Source organism: Halosimplex salinum (assembly GCF_003730195.1).
In the GTDB taxonomy this organism is placed as follows: domain Archaea; phylum Halobacteriota; class Halobacteria; order Halobacteriales; family Haloarculaceae; genus Halosimplex; species Halosimplex salinum.
The window spans coordinates 210,651-225,242 of the sequence record NZ_QWGG01000003.1; the positions used below are offsets into that span (position 1 = coordinate 210,651).

The 14,592-nt window shown below is 70.8% G+C and carries 16 protein-coding genes; 7 read left to right on the forward strand and 9 right to left on the reverse strand.

Annotation, left to right across the window (positions count from 1 at the left end; translation table 11 throughout):
* The first annotated feature begins 37 nt into the window (after positions 1-37).
* Positions 38-661 (forward strand): GNAT family N-acetyltransferase, encoded by a 624-nt coding sequence (locus tag D1409_RS09395; protein WP_123536408.1) that lies wholly within the window; start codon positions 38-40, stop codon positions 659-661.
* Between the two features lie 48 nt (positions 662-709).
* Here D1409_RS09395 and D1409_RS09400 read toward each other — a convergent pair whose 3' ends face one another.
* Positions 710-1,621: a hypothetical protein gene (locus D1409_RS09400; protein WP_123536410.1), complete on the reverse strand. Its 912-nt coding sequence runs from the start codon at positions 1,619-1,621 to the stop codon at positions 710-712.
* Positions 1,622-1,715: 94 nt separating this feature from the next.
* On the opposite strand from D1409_RS09400, the gene fen reads away from it, so the two are divergent.
* Both fen and D1409_RS09410 read left to right on the forward strand, forming a co-directional pair.
* Positions 1,716-2,696: a flap endonuclease-1 gene (gene fen / locus D1409_RS09405; RefSeq protein WP_123536412.1), complete on the forward strand. Its 981-nt coding sequence runs from the start codon at positions 1,716-1,718 to the stop codon at positions 2,694-2,696.
* A 187-nt stretch (positions 2,697-2,883) separates the two neighbouring features.
* Positions 2,884-4,134 (forward strand): twin-arginine translocation signal domain-containing protein, encoded by a 1,251-nt coding sequence (locus tag D1409_RS09410; protein ID WP_123536414.1) that lies wholly within the window; start codon positions 2,884-2,886, stop codon positions 4,132-4,134.
* Positions 4,135-4,222: 88 nt separating this feature from the next.
* Here D1409_RS09410 and D1409_RS09415 read toward each other — a convergent pair whose 3' ends face one another.
* Positions 4,223-4,969: a LolA-like protein gene (locus tag D1409_RS09415; RefSeq protein ID WP_123536416.1), complete on the reverse strand. Its 747-nt coding sequence runs from the start codon at positions 4,967-4,969 to the stop codon at positions 4,223-4,225.
* Between the two features lie 148 nt (positions 4,970-5,117).
* Between D1409_RS09415 and D1409_RS09420 the strand changes: the two genes are divergently transcribed.
* Positions 5,118-6,530: a class II fumarate hydratase gene (locus tag D1409_RS09420; protein WP_123536418.1), complete on the forward strand. Its 1,413-nt coding sequence runs from the start codon at positions 5,118-5,120 to the stop codon at positions 6,528-6,530.
* Between the two features lie 74 nt (positions 6,531-6,604).
* Here the strand turns inward: D1409_RS09420 and D1409_RS09425 are convergent, their stop codons facing one another.
* From D1409_RS09425 to D1409_RS24435, 4 genes are all read right to left on the reverse strand, one after another.
* A complete protein-coding gene (locus D1409_RS09425; protein WP_123536420.1) occupies positions 6,605-7,420 on the reverse strand; it encodes a hypothetical protein in 816 nt (271 codons plus the stop codon).
* Positions 7,421-7,583: 163 nt separating this feature from the next.
* Entirely contained in the window at positions 7,584-7,745 is a 162-nt protein-coding gene (locus tag D1409_RS25200; protein ID WP_206425020.1) for a hypothetical protein, read from the reverse strand.
* A gap of 42 nt (positions 7,746-7,787) precedes the next feature.
* On the reverse strand, positions 7,788-8,666 hold the full coding sequence (locus D1409_RS09430) for a DUF7537 family lipoprotein (protein ID WP_123536423.1): 879 nt from the start codon (positions 8,664-8,666) through the stop codon (positions 7,788-7,790).
* A 99-nt stretch (positions 8,667-8,765) separates the two neighbouring features.
* A complete protein-coding gene (locus tag D1409_RS24435; protein ID WP_164471621.1) occupies positions 8,766-8,942 on the reverse strand; it encodes a hypothetical protein in 177 nt (58 codons plus the stop codon).
* Positions 8,943-9,096: 154 nt separating this feature from the next.
* On the opposite strand from D1409_RS24435, the gene gatE reads away from it, so the two are divergent.
* From gatE to D1409_RS09445, 3 genes are read left to right on the forward strand one after another with little or no spacing between them, the layout of a single operon-like run.
* On the forward strand, positions 9,097-10,974 hold the full coding sequence (gene gatE, locus D1409_RS09435) for a Glu-tRNA(Gln) amidotransferase subunit GatE (protein WP_123536425.1): 1,878 nt from the start codon (positions 9,097-9,099) through the stop codon (positions 10,972-10,974).
* A gap of 4 nt (positions 10,975-10,978) precedes the next feature.
* Positions 10,979-11,974, forward strand: a complete 996-nt coding sequence (locus D1409_RS09440) for a hypothetical protein (protein ID WP_164471622.1) — start codon at positions 10,979-10,981, stop codon at positions 11,972-11,974.
* A complete protein-coding gene (locus tag D1409_RS09445; protein WP_123536430.1) occupies positions 11,971-12,426 on the forward strand; it encodes a hypothetical protein in 456 nt (151 codons plus the stop codon). Before D1409_RS09440 ends, D1409_RS09445 begins: the two co-directional genes overlap by 4 nt.
* A gap of 32 nt (positions 12,427-12,458) precedes the next feature.
* Here D1409_RS09445 and D1409_RS09450 read toward each other — a convergent pair whose 3' ends face one another.
* From D1409_RS09450 to D1409_RS09460, 3 genes are all read right to left on the reverse strand, one after another.
* A complete protein-coding gene (locus D1409_RS09450; protein ID WP_123536432.1) occupies positions 12,459-13,130 on the reverse strand; it encodes a YqjF family protein in 672 nt (223 codons plus the stop codon).
* Positions 13,131-13,195: 65 nt separating this feature from the next.
* Complete coding sequence (locus tag D1409_RS09455; RefSeq protein WP_123536434.1) at positions 13,196-14,014, reverse strand: RNA methyltransferase; 819 nt, start codon at positions 14,012-14,014, stop codon at positions 13,196-13,198.
* Positions 14,014-14,541 carry a hypothetical protein gene (locus D1409_RS09460; protein ID WP_123536436.1) on the reverse strand — a complete coding sequence of 176 codons (528 nt, stop codon included), beginning with the start codon at positions 14,539-14,541 and terminating at the stop codon, positions 14,014-14,016. Before D1409_RS09460 ends, D1409_RS09455 begins: the two co-directional genes overlap by 1 nt.
* Positions 14,542-14,592 lie beyond the last annotated feature (51 nt).

Below are 14,592 nucleotides of genomic sequence, written 5' to 3' on the forward strand. Positions count from 1 at the left end.
GCGTCCTACAAGAGGCCGCCACCGGTAGCGATCGGTGATGGAGTACGTCCTGCTGGGGTGGCCCGAGGAGGGACCGACGATGACCCTGGACTACCGCGAGTTCAGCTACGCCGGCAAGTTCGTGATGTCGAACACCGGGAAAGCGGTGGTGCGGGACGGCGAGGGAAGCGACCCCGCGGGCCCGCCCGTGACCGACGACGGCGACGCCGCCGCCGACGTGGTCGCCGCCGCCGCGTTCAACGAGGACCGCACGGACGCCGGCGTCTGCTGGATCCGGTACATCACGGTTCGCGACGACCGTCGCGGCGAGGGGATCGGCCCCCGTCTCGCCGCGTTCGTCGCCGACCGCGCGGCGACCCGCGGCTACGACCGCGCCCGCATCGCCGTCAACAACCCTTTCGCCTACCAGGCGCTGTACCGCGCCGGCTTCCGCTTCACCGGCGACGAGACCGGCGTCGCCGAACTCGTCCTCGACCGACCGCTCGGCGACTCGGACGAGGTGACGGCGGACCGGTCCCGGGAGACCTACCAGTCCGGCCTCGACCGCTACCGCGAGCGCGACCGCTCGCCGGACGGACACGACCTCTCGGCGGAGGAACGGGAGTTTCTGGCGGAGAAAGCAGGATCGGACCCACCGGACCCGGTCGACTCCCCGGCGTGAGCGCGATGGCCCGCCGGTGACGGGCGCGACTGTGACGGTCGGCGCAGTTCAGGCCGCGACCTCGTCGTCGACGGGCGACTCGAAGACGCGGGCGCCGCAGTCGTCGCAGGTGACCGCCGCGACGGTGCGGCTGGTACAGCAGGACTCGACGGTCTCCGTGTCGAACGAGACCACGCCGCCGCAACTCGGACACGTTTCGAGGAAGATCCGCAGCCCGTTACACACCTGTCCGCGGTCGCGCGAGGAGAGGGACCCCCACCCGCTCACGCGGTCGGCGAGCAGGGACGCCGCCGCGAGGTCGGCCTCGAAGGCCGGTTCCGACTCCCAGGAACCGACCCGGGACCCGTCGACGCTCACGACGAACGATCCCCCCAGATCCGTCGTCGTGACCTCGCCGCCCTCGATCGCGAGCGCCTCGAACCACGGCGAGAGGTCCTCGGCCGCCCCGACGGCCTCGCTCTCCTCGCGCCAGGCCTCGCCGAACGCCTCGGTGAGACAGCGGTCGTCCCCGCGGCAGGGCTCGATCGTCCCTGCGCGCTGAAGGAAGGCTTCGACGTCGAGCGGCTCCCCGGACTCCGCGGCCGGTTCGTCGCCCGCGGCGTCACCCGCAGTCGCCGACGCCCCGGCGTCCCCCTCGCCGGCCCCCGGGTCGAGTCCCTCCGGGGAGCTGTCGGGCGTCTTGCCGAACGCGGCGAGGACCGACGCGGGCAGGTAGCGTTTCGTCAGCGTCGGCGTGCCGGGGACGAGATACCCGCGCAGCCAGATCGCTGCGAGCGAGAGGACGAGCACGCCCGTTCCCGCCCAGAGGCCGACCGTCGCGTACCCGGCGGCCGTGAGCCACGCGACCAGCAGCGTCGCGCCGACCGACGCGATGGCGACGTTGAGTATCGTGCACGGCAGACAGCGGTTCTCCCCCGTATACTGCGGTTGGCGCAGTCGCGCCACGAGCGACCCGAACATACCAGCCCGTTCGCACCCCCCCGAATTGAATGTGACGGGTGACTGAAACGCGCGGTCGGGGGATTCAAATCGGCCTCCGCCGTAGCGAGGGGCGATGGGAAACGCAGACCTCCGGGATCTGGCGGTCATCGAGGACGTGCCGTTCGACGACCTGTCGGGGTCGGTCGTCGCCGTCGACGCCCACAACTGGCTGTATCGGTACCTCACGACGACGGTCCGGTGGACGAGCGACGACATCTACACGACCGCGGACGGGGCGGAAGTCGCGAACCTCGTCGGCGTCGTCCAGGGGCTCCCGAAGTTCTTCGAACACGACATCACGCCCGTCTTCGTCTTCGACGGGTCGGTCGTCGACCTCAAGGACGACGAGGTCGAGGAGCGCCGCGAGGCGCGCGAGAAACGCGAGGAGGAACTCGAACAGGCCCGCGAGGAAGGCGACTCGCTCGCGGTCGCCCGCCTGGACTCCCAGACCCAGCGGCTGACGGATACGATCCTGACGACCACGCGGAAAGCCCTCGAGTTGCTCGACGTGCCGGTGATCGAGGCGCCCGCCGAGGGCGAGGCCCAGGCCGCGCACATGGCCCGCGAGGGCGACGTCGACTACGTCGGCACGGAGGACTACGACGCGCTCCTGCTGGGCGCGCCGCTGACCCTGCGCCAGCTCACCAGCAAGGGCGACCCCGAACTGATGGACTTCGCGGCGACGCTGGAGACCCACGACCTGACGTGGGAACAGCTGGTCGACGCCGCCATCCTCATGGGCACTGACTTCAACGAGGGCATCTCGGGGATCGGACCGAAGACCGCCGTGACGGCCGTCCGCGAGCACGGCGACCTCTGGGGCGTCTTCGAGGCCCGCGACGTGTACGTCGACAACGCCGACCGCATCCGCGACCTCTTCCTGAACCCCGCCGTCACCGACGACTACGACTACGACCCGGATATCGAACCGGACCTGGAGGCCGCCCGCGCGTACGTCTGCGACGAGTGGGAAGTCGACCCCGACGAGGTCGAGCGCGGGTTCGAACGGATCGAGCAGTCGGTCGTCCAGACGGGTCTCGACCGCTGGACCTGAGTGTGACGGTATGCTCGGCCAAACGAGACCGGGCCGCGACCGCGGCCGTCGAACGCCGCCCTTACTCTGTCCTGAAAGCGGTTACCCAGAGCGCCGCTAAACCGCGCGCAGATACGCCGTCGCTACCGAAAAAACGGTTTCACGGATTTATGCGTCGGAATTCCTAACGTCCGCTGGAGTCAAACTGATGACAGACGAGCCTGCAGACCGACCAGCGACTGGTGAACCGAACAGACGGACGTTCCTCAAGAGCGGCGCGCTCGCGACCGGTGCGCTCGCCCTCGGGACGGGTGCGGTCGTCTCGGGGACCGACGCACAGGACGAGGACGATGACGACGACGAGGAGGGGGGCGACGACGCGCAGGAGGAGGCGGAGACGCCGTTCGCCGCGGTCGAGTTCTCCAACCAGGAGTCCGACGGGACCGAGGTGGTCGTCGACTCCCACACTCTCTCGGAGTCGGGATACGTGGCGTTTCACGGCCCCTCGCTGCTCGACGGCGCGGTCGTCGAGAGCGTCGTCGGCGTGACCGACTACCAGGAACCGGGCATCGCCTACCGGACGTCAGCGTCGCTGTTCGACGTGGTCGGCGCCGAGTTCGAGCAGTCGGAACTCACGGAGACGACGCCGGTCGTCGCCATGCCGCACCTCGAGACCGGCGACAACGAGGAGTACGACTTCGTCGACACGGAGGGCGCGGAGGACGGCCCGTTCGCGGAGGACGGACTCCCGGTCGTCGACCTGGCGTACGTCGTCCCCACCGACGCGGAAGACGGGACGCCGACCGACAGCGGGAGTCCGACCGCGACGCCCACCGCGACGGCGACGCCGGACGGGACCGACGAGGGGACCGGAACCCCCTCCGAGTCCGCCGAGACGGAGGACGGGGGACCCTTCGCGGCGGTCGACTTCTCGAACCAGACGATCGAGGACGGCGCCGTCACCGTCGGCGAGGCCGTCCTCTCCGACGGCGGGTTCGTCGTCCTCCACGACGCGCGACTCCTGGGCGGCGACGCCCTCGGGAGCGTCGTGGGCGTCTCCGAGTACCTCGAGGCCGGGCGCCACCGGGAGATCGAGGTCACGATCGACGACCCCGACGAGATCACCGAGGTCGCGCTGCCGGCCCCGCCGCTCGTCCCGATGCCCCACATGGACACGAACGGCAACGAGGAGTACGACTTCGTCACCAGTGAGGGCGCGGAGGACGGCCCCTACACGAAAGCCGGGAACCCGGTCGTCGACATCGGCCTCGTGAACCCCGAGGACGACGAAGGGGCCGAGACCGAGACGGAGGAAGATGACGAAACCGAGACCGACGACGATGACGACGAGGAGACCGACACCGAAACCGAGACCGACACCGCGACGACGACGGACGCTGGGACGGACACCGACACCGCGACTGACGCTGAGACGGACACCGAGACGGAGGCGTCCTAACTAACTACGCGGCGGAACCGGTGGAGCGGCCGGTCGCCTTCGGCCGGCCGTTCGGGTTGTCCCGCTCCGGTCGTCGAGAGACGGCCCGCTACGGACACTTGCCCGGCCAGCGGTCTTCCTCGGGGATCACGGGCACCTCGACGGAGGCGTCCGTCCCGTAGTCGAACCGCATCGTCGTCGCCGCGGTCGCCGTGTTCCCGTCCTGGGACACCTCGAATTCGACGCGCGTCTTCCGCGGCCGGTCCGTCTCGCCGTCGAGCCAGACTCGGACTTCGGCGTCGTCGATGCTCGGCCCGCCGAGGACCGGCCGCGACCGACGCTCCTGATACTGCGTGAGCGCGTCGGTCGTCGGTTCGCCGACCAGCAGCGTCGTCTCCTCGCCGTCGACCGTCTCGGTCCCGTTGTGAGAGAGCGACCCGGATTCCAGCAGCGAGAGCTGTCGGACGGCGGGCGTCAACGTCGACCAGTCGTCGACCTCGTGTTCCTCGACGGCCCAGCGGTCGAACATCCCGCCGCACTCCTGGTACCGCGTCCGGTTGTCCAGGTACGACTCGAAGGCCTCGCCGTCGCGCTCGGCGAACCCGTGTATCCGCTGGTCGGCGGCGTCGACGGTCCCGTTCAGGCGTACGTCGACGCGCTCGGTACGGTCGTCGACGGTCGCGACGACGCCAATGTCGGCCTCGAACCGGTAGCGCTCGGTGTCGTCGACCGCGTCTCTTGCGTCCGCGAGCGCGGACTCGGCGCGCTCGTCGCGCGTGTGGTCCGGGCCGAGCAGCGAACACCCGGCCAGCAGGACGCAGACGGCTATCGCGAGGTGGAGGGCGGGGCGGCGCACGACCGGCCGATCGGTGGCGGTCGGCAAATGTCTTGGGCCCGTCTGGCGGTCGCTCCCGCCGACAGCGTTCCGTCGGGGCGGTGACGGCTCTCGCTGCCGGCGAGAAAACAGTGCCTTTTACGCGCCTCCGCGAGACGTTCACACCGTTATGACCGACGACGAGTTCCGCACGGAAGAGGACAGCCTCGGCGAGATGCAGGTTCCCGCGGACGCCTACTGGGGCGCCCAGACCCAGCGCGCCATCCAGAACTTCCCGATCAGCGAGGAGACGTTCGGGCGGCGGTTCGTCCGCGCACTCGGGGTCGTGAAGAAGTCGGCGGCGCTGGCCAACAGCGACCTCGGGCTCGTCGCGGACGACAAGGTCGAGGCCATCGTCGAGGCCGCCGACGAGGTCATCGCCGGCGAGCACGACGACCAGTTCCCCGTCGACGTGTTCCAGACCGGGTCGGGCACCTCCTCGAACATGAACGCCAACGAGGTCATCTCGAACCGCGCGACCGAGGTCTACGGCGGCGAGATCGGCTCCCGCGAGATCCACCCCAACGACCACGTCAACTACGGCCAGTCGAGCAACGACGTGATCCCGACGGCGATGCACGTCGCCAGCCTCGAAGCCGTCGAGAACGACGTGCTCCCCGCGCTGGAGACGCTCGCCGAGGCGCTCGGCGAGAAGGAAGACGAGTTCGACGACGTGGTCAAGACCGGCCGCACGCACCTCCAGGACGCGACGCCGATCACGCTGGGTCAGGAGTTCTCGGGCTACCGCACGCAGGTCGAGAAGGGGATCGAGCGCGTCGAAGACACGCGCGACCACCTCTCGGAGCTCGCCCTCGGCGGGACCGCCGTCGGCACCGGGCTGAACACCCACCCCGACTTCCCGCCCAAAGCCGCGGAGTACATGAGCGAGGAGACCGGCATCGAGTTCCGCGAGGCCGACAACCACTTCGAGGCCCAGGCCGCCCACGACGCGATGTCGGAGGCCCACGGCGCCCTGCGGACGGTCGCGGGGTCGCTGAACAAGATCGCGAACGACCTGCGTCTGCTGGCGTCCGGTCCGCGGAACGGGCTCGGCGAGATCGACCAGCCCGAGAACCAGCCCGGCTCGTCGATCATGCCCGGGAAGATCAATCCCGTCGTGGCCGAGGCGGTCAACCAGGTCCACAAGCAGGTCGTCGGGAACGACGCGGCTGTCTCCGCCGGTGCGGCGGAGGGCCAGATCGACCTCAATTTGTACAAGCCGGTGCTGGCGAACAACTTCCTGCAGTCGGCGCGCCTGATCGCCAACGGGAGCGAGGTGTTCGCCGAGAAGTTCGTCGCGAAACTGGAGGCCGACCGCGAGCACTGCGAGGAGCGCGTCCAGCAGTCGATGGCGCTGGCGACGGCGCTGAACCCCGCCATCGGCTACGACAAGGCCAGCAAGGTCGCGAAGCAGGCGATGGCCGAGGGCAAGACGATCAGGGAGGTCGTCGTCGCCGAAGGGTACCTGAGCGAGGACGAGGCCGACGAGGTGCTCGACCCGCGGAAGATGACGGAGCGTGTGATTCTCGGGGACGAGGAGTAGCGTGGTTCGAGCGGAGCGAGAACCACGTTATAGCGAGCGGCGAACGGAGTGAGGACCTCGTCGCGGACGGCCGGTCAGTTTGCTCCGTCGAACCACGCGGGTGGGTCGACGGTCGTCTCGCCGACGCGTTCGTAGGCGAAGGAGTAGCGGACGCGGCGGGGCGGACCGACCGAGCGGACGGTGTAGGAGACGTCGAGCGACCGGACGAACCCCTCGGGCGAGACGACGGCGACGACGGTGTAGTCGCTCACTCGGTCGCTGGCGGGCCGGTCCCAGTCGCGGCCGACGACCTCGTAGTGGCGGCGGTCGTCGACGCTGACCGCGGCGACGGTCGCGTTCCCGACGGCGAGGTACCGCTCGATAGCGTCGGTAGCACCGAGGCCGATGTGCCGGTGGGCGACCGCGTCGATCGGGTGGACCCGGTAGTGTTCGTAGTCGGTCCGGCCGACGTACCGGTAGCGGACGATTCGCTCGGTGCCGTCGGCGTACTCGGAGTAGTTGGCGACGTTCGTCAGCCCGGAGCGGAGGCGGACGCGCTCGTCACCGCTCCAGACGCGGTAGACCGACTGCAACTCGACCCGCGCGACCGTGCGGTCGAACAGCGGCACGGACCCGTTCGGACGGGTGGTCGACCCGTGGCGCTCGCGCCAGACGTACGAGCGGTCGGTCGTCGCCGCACGGTGGGCCGCGACGAGCGCGTCGATGTCGGCGACCGCGTCGCCGGTCAGTCCGGGGGCGATCCCCCACCGCTCGGGCGTCGGGGTGACCTCCGGGACCGGCGCGGGCGTGAGCGTGTCCGTCGCGTCGAACGACTGCTGCCCGGCGCCGAACAGCGACCCGCAGCCGGCGGTGAGTACGACCGCGAGCGCGACGAGGAGGCGCCACCGCATCGGCCGCGCTACGGGTCCGGGCGGCAAAAACCGTCGCATCGGTCGGGCGGAGCGACCGAGAAGGGGACCCGCTCTAGTCGTCTGCCGCCGCGCACCCCTCCGCCGCCCGGCGGGCGACGACCTGCCGCCGGCCGCTCCAGAACCGCGCCGCGTTGACGCCGGCCTAAACGTAGAAGTCGACGACGATGGCTGCGTAGACGGCGACGAGGCCGAGGCCGAGTCCGGGCGTGAGGGAGACGCCGGCGACCGTGACGGTCACCGTGTCCCGCCGAGCCTGTCTCGGCAGTCCGCTCCGCCAGTCTCGATTCGTCGGTCCGTCGGTCACGACCCGCCGGTCGCGTTTCGTCGCGGACGCTGGCCCGAACCGCTAGTTGCTCCGAGACGGTCCCGCGGGAGTGCCTTCGCTTTCGGGCGTCCCGCCCTGGAGGTCGAGCGCCTCGCGCGCCTCCTCGATCCACGCGGGCGGGGAGACTGTCACGCCGCCGACTTCACGGTAGGTGAAGTCGTACTCGATGCGGACGGGGACACCGCGTCGCTCGGTGCGGTAGGAGACGCCGAGTCGGCGGACGAACCCCTCGCCGGTGACCAGCGCCTCGACGGTGTAGTTGGCGGCGTACTCGCCGTCGATGACGCCGCTGCCCTCGCTACGGACGAGGATCCGGTGGCCGCCGTCGACGCGGCCGGCCGCCACGGTGGCGTTGGAGACGGTGAGATACGCCTGGACGCGGCCGGCGGCGAGGGCGGCGAGAGCGTCGCTGGCGTCGTTCGCGTCGCTGGCGTGGTACGTCACGTCGTCGCCCTCGCCCTCGCGAACGTACCGCGTCTGACCGTCGGCGTACCGCTCGACCGTGGGCAGGTACTCCAGACCGAGACCGGTCCAGAGGACTCGCTGGGAGCGGGTCGAGCGGTAGTTGCGGCCGTCCTCGAGGCGGATCGTCCGGGTTCGGTTCCGGGCGAGGGACCAGTTGCCGTCGCCGTCGCCCGTCAGCACGCGACTGTGCTCGGTCCAGACGTAGCTCGTGCCGACCACCGCCTCGATGTGGGCGGTCGCGAGCGCGCTCGGGCTGACGCTCCCGTCGGCCGAGAGGCCCGAGGGGAGCGGTGACGGGGTCGCCGTGGGGGAGTCAGTCGGGACAGGCGCCGGCGTCAGGGTGTCCGCCGGATCGTCGGGGTCGCCACCGTCGGCGACCAGCGAACAGCCGGCGAGGAGGACCAGCGCGACGACGGCCAGCGTCCGCCCGTTCATGGGGAGCGGTACGGACCGGACCGACAAAATCCCTCGGCGGAGTCGGGTCGCCGCGGTCGCCGCAGTCCGGTCGGCGGACCGGTAGTCGCGGGGGCGTGTTCAGCGATCGAGCCGAGAGACGAGACGATAGCCGAGATACGCAGTCGCGCCCGCGACGACAGCGGCCGCGAACAGGTTCCTCGGCGTGAACGGAGTGATACTGACGAGGACCGCCCCGACTACTGCACCGCTCGCACCGCCGATCGCGCCCGCAGTGTTGTCGTACTGCTCGCCCACAGTGTCTCACGATCCGAGCGGCGGGTAGTGTGTCTTCCGCTCCGAACCGAGCGAGCGACGTGGTGACGGGTGTTCCGGACACGTCGGGGTCGACGACCGCGACGGGGCGCCTGAGACGGAGTTCTTTTTGTCCACCCGTTCGCACACACGCTCAATGAGCGACGCCGACTACGACTACGAGGATCTGGGGCTGGTGGCGGGGCTGGAGATCCACCAGCAACTGGACACGGCCCACAAGTTATTCTGCCCGTGTCCCACCGACCTCCGTGAGCCGGAGGCCGCCGAGCGGACGTTCTCGCGGTACCTCCATCCGACCAAGAGCGAACTCGGGGAGATAGACGAGGCCGCCCTCGAAGAGAGCATGGTCGACCGGGAGTTCGAGTACCTCTCCTACGACACCACCTGTCTCGTCGAGGAGGACGACGAACCGCCCCACCGCGTGGACCGCGAGGCGATGGACGTGACGATGGAGATCGCGCAACTGCTCGACGCGAGCGTCGCCGACCAGGTCCACGTCATGCGGAAGATCGTCGTCGACGGGTCGAACACGACGGGGTTCCAGCGGACGATGCGCGTCGCCGGCGAGGGCGCCATCGAGACCGACGAGGGCACCGTGCGGATCGAGGACCTCATGCTCGAAGAGGAGTCCGCCCAGCGCGTCGAGGAGACGGACTCCGGGGTCCAGTTCTCGCTCGACCGACTGGGCATCCCGCTGGTCGAGATCGGGACGAAGCCGGACATCCGCTCGCCCGAGCAGGCCCGCGACGCCGCCGAGCGCATCGGCATGCTCCTGCGGTCGACGGGGCAGGTCAAGCGCGGCTTAGGTACTATTCGCCAGGACGTGAACGTCTCCATCGCAGAGGGCGCCCGCGTCGAGATCAAGGGCGTCCAGAGCCTCGACGACATCAACGACATCGTCCGCAACGAGGTCCGCCGACAGGTCGAGTTACTGGACATCGCCGAGGAACTGCAGGCGCGCAACGCCAGCGTCGGCGACCCGCAGGACGTGACCGAGGTGTTCGAGGACACCGACTCGGGTGTCATCGGCGGCGCCCTCTCCAGCGGCGGGAACGTGATGGCCGTTCGCCTGGCGGGATTCGACGGGCTGGTCGGACGGGAGATCCAGCCCGACCGCCGCCTCGGGACCGAGCTCTCCGACCACGCGAAGCGCCACGGCGCCGGCGGCATCTTCCACACGGACGAGCTCCCGGCCTACGGCGTGACCGAGGACGAGGTCGCAGCCCTCCGTGACGCGGTCGACGCCGGGCCCGAGGACGCGGTCGCGCTCGTGGCCGACGACCCGGAGACGACGAGTCTGGCCATCGACGCCGTGGTCGAGCGGGCCGAGGACGCGCTCGAACTGGTGCCCGAGGAGACCCGCGACGCGAACGAGGACGGCACGACGCGTTACCTGCGCCCGCTCCCGGGCGCGGCGCGGATGTACCCCGAGACGGACGTGCCGCCCGTGGAGCCCGACCCCAGCGAGGTCGACCGACCGGAGCTCCTGACGGAGAAGGTCGAGCGCTACCAGTCCGAGTACGACCTCGGCGCCGGCCTCGCCGAACAGGTCGCCTACGGCGAGTACATGCCGCTGTTCGAGCGAGTCGTCGCCGACGGCATCGACCCGACGCTGGCGGCCGGGACCCTCGAGTCGACGCTCACCGAACTGCGCCGCGACGACGTGGCCGTCGAGCGACTGACGGACGACCACCTCGCGGGCGCGCTCGCGCTGGTCGACGGGGGCGAGGTGCCACAGGAGGGGCTCGACGACCTCCTGCGGGCGCTGGCTGCGGACCCGAGCCTCTCTGCCGAGCAGGCCGTCGAGCAGGAGGACCTCGGCGGCGTCGGCGAGGACGAAGTCCGCGAGGCGGTCGTGACGGTCGTCGAGCGCAACGCCGAGCAGGTCGAGAGCGAGGGGATGGGCGCCTTCTCCGGGCTGATGGGCGAGTGCATGGGCGAACTCCGCGGGAAGGCCGACGGCGACACGGTGAGTAGCGTCCTCCGCGAGGAGATCCAGGAGCGAGCGGGGTGAGTTGATGCGGGCGACCCGGCGACGCGGTGCGAGCGTGCTCGTCGCGACGCTGTTGCTGGGCCTCGCGACCGTGACGCTGGCGTCGGTGCCGCCGCGCCCGCTGCGGAGCGTCGTGACGCTCGTCCACGGGCTCGGCCTCCGGGTCGCGACCGACTGGCTGGCCGTCGTCGCGCTCCTGAGCCTCGCCGACCGGGTGGCGACCGAGGACGGGGCCGTCACTCGAAGCACCGTCCGACGGCTGGCGCTCGCGGTGTTCGTCGGCGCGTTCGCCATCGAGGTGTCGCCGCTCGTCAGACTCGTCGCCGAGCCGTCGGCGGTCGACGCGAACGTTCTCGTCGAGGGAGTGGCGCGCGCGCTCCAGGAGGGCGTGTTCGCGGCCGGGCTCCTCGTCGCCACCGCGGCGGGCGGGGCGCGGCTCCGCCGTGAACTGGGTGACGACGGCGCGGGCGGGCTCCCGCTCGCACCGACCGACCGACTGCTCCCGCGAGTCGGGCCGGGAACGATCGGTCGCGTCGCGCGCGTGCTCGGCGTCGTCGCCGCCCTCTGGTTCGGGATCGAGCTCGTTACGCGGCTGACGATGGGCGCGCCGTACTTCTGGCTGGCAGTCGGCGACACGGCCGTCGCCGCGCTGGGCGGGGCCGTCGACTACGCCGTCCTCGCGGTCGCGTTCCTCGCGCTCGCGGTCGACGGAGCGACCGTCCGGTCGGTCGTCGGCGGGACGGCCGTCGTCTGGCTCGTGCTCGTCCTGCTCGGGATCGGGGTCGCCGTCCTGAGTGCCGGGCTCGGCGTCCTGCTCGTGGGCGCGACGGCCACGCCGATGGGCGCCGTCGAGAGCGCCGGGATGGGGCTGTGGCCGGACCCCGACTCGTGGACTCGCCTGCTCGCGACGGGGACCTTCCTCGCGGGCGCGGTCGGCCTCTGGGTCGTCCAGCGGACGGTCCCCGAACCCGATTCCGGCGGCCCGAACGCCACGGTCGACGACTCGCGGACGGCACGATGAAGTCCAGCGCACACGCAGCGATCTCGCTGGCGGTCGCCGTCGGCGCGCTCGCGGTCACGACGCCGCCGATCCCGGCGTGGGCCGTCGTCGCCGTCGCGCTCGTCGTCGGCGTCGGCATCGACTTCGACCACTTCCTCCTCGCGTGGTACAACACCGGCGACCTGCGTCCGGTCCGCCGCTGTCTCCGCGACCCGAGGATCGTCGTCTTCGACCAGGACGCGATCTTCGACGACGGGACCGTCGGCGCGCTGAACCGCCTCCTGAGTCACGTGGTCGTCGGCGGACTCGCCGTGCCCGCACTGTGGCTGTGGCGACCGTACCTCGCCGGGCTGGTCGCCGCCTCGCTGTACGCGCACGTCCTCGCCGACCTCGTCTCGACGGCGCGCAACGGGGTCGTCGTCGACCGCGAAGGCCACCGCCCGGCGGGCGAGCCGTCGGATTCGACCGACTGAGCCGGGGGACGGGTCGGTCGAATGGCGTCCGCTCAGGCCCGCCTGGTCAACCGGACGTCCGTCCCCGGCGAGTACCGCAGGAGCGGGTCGTCGCTGGGCTCGACGCCGACCGTGTCCAGGAGTTCCGTGTCTTCGATCGCGCCGGTGGCCGTCGCCAGCCGCCAGGGCTCGTGCCCGATCTCGCCGTACCGACCGTCGGGGAGGTAGTAGCGGTAGCGTTCTGTCAGCCAGGCGTCGAGCGAGTCCGGGTCGGCCGGCGTCGGGTCACGCTCCGGAGCGAACGAGGCGTCGTACCGGGCAGTGCCACCGCCGGACTCGGCCCGGACGCGTATCGACTCGCCCGTCCGCTCGAAGTCGACTGGCGCGCGAATGTACGGGATGCCGAAGACGATCCGCCCGCCGAGTGTCGCGAACCTGCTCGGGGCGGCGACGCGGAGGAAGAAGACGCCGACCGCGTCCTCCTCGGAGCGGTCGTCGCTGTCCGCCGGGACGACGTAGGTCCGGCAGGCGACCTGCGGGAACTCGTAGCGGCCCGGGAGGCCGCCGAGGCCGGCGCGCGTCCGCTGGGCGAGGACCGACATCCACGCCGACCCGTCGCGGGTCGCCGGCGCCAGTGCGGCCGGCACCACCGGAGCGAGACCGTCGGGGTCGACCGGCCAGTGTGCGAAACAGACGTCCCGGACGTCGGCGCGTGCCAGCGGCATCGTCCGCGCTTGACCCGCCGGTCGGATATAAGTCGACCCGACGGAGTGGTTCCGTCGCCCGCCGTTCACTCCTCGTCGCGCCGCTCGACCGCCTGCGCCGCCCTGCGGAAGATCCCGCGGAGCGTCGTCGCCTCCCGGCCGGTCGGGTGCGCGCGACCGACGAGGCGCCGCCAGAGCCGGCGGGCCTTCGGTCGCTTCTCCTCGGGGTGGTCGATCGCTTCGAGGAAGTCGCCGAACTGGTCGTGCAGCCCCTCGACCTCGTGTTCCTCGGCGCGCTGGTGGTTGGTGTCGGGGTGCTGGGTGTCGGCGACGGTCAGGTCGCGGAGTTCGTACAGGACGATGGTGGCCGCCTGGCCGAGGTTCAGAACCGGGTAGTCGGCGGCGGCGGGGATCGAACACACCTCGTCGAGTCGGGCGAGTTCGTCGTTCGTGAGCCCGACCCGCTCGCGGCCGAAGACGATGCAGGTGTCGGCGTCGACGTCGCGGAGGCCGTCGGCCAGTTCCGCGGGCGTCTTGAACGGGTAGCGGGTGTGGCTGCGCTCGTCCTCGTTGGTGACCGCGGTCGATCCGACGGTGTGGAAGTTCTCGACCAGATAGTCGAACGTGACCTCGCGGGCGTTCGGCAGGATGTCCTCGCGGGCCTGCCCGGCGAAGCCGTAGGCCTCGCCCTCCGGGTCGAGTTCCGGCGGGTCGACGAGCAGCAGGTCCGAGAGCCCGAAGTTCTTCATCGAGCGGGCGATGGTGCCGACGTTGCCGGGCGTCTCCGCGTCGACGACCGCGACGGTGATCGACGGACCGGGCGAGTCGGTGTCGGCGTCGGGGCCGGTGTCGGAGACGGCTTCGGGGTCGACGCCGTCGACTCCCTCGTCGCTTTCGGGGACCATCAGTCGAGGTCCAGGTCGCTGAGGTCGACGTCGAGCGCGTCGAGTTCGTCGTCGTCCATCTCCTCGATCTCTTCTTCGAGCCCCGGGAGTTCGTCGTCGGGGTCGGGCGCCTCGGGGACGCCGTCGGGGTCCTCCTCGACGTGTTCCAGTTCGAACCCCTCGGGCGAGCGACCGCCGTTGGCGAACCACTCGTGGAAGCGGGTCTGGATCTCGCGCTCGCCGGCGAATTCGTGGCCGCCGACCTCCTGGAACCAGTAGACGAAGTCCGCTTCGTGGTCGTCACACAGCAGTACCTCGCCGAGTGGTTCCCCGTAGATAGCCTGTGCGGGGTTGCACCGTTCGATGTCCTCGTCGCCGTAGCGGAGATAGCAGGCGTCGCAGGGGTCGCCCATCATCGCCGAGAGCCGGACGATCCGCTCGCGCGTGTCGGCGTCCATGTTCCCCAGCGGTCGGATCCGCCCGTCCGCGTCGAACACCGCGTCCTCGTCGAACCGCCAGCCGCGGAGTCCGATCGATACCTTGCCCATGTCCCCGGGTAGACGACCGGCCGACAAAAAGCGCCCGAGTCCGCCTCGACC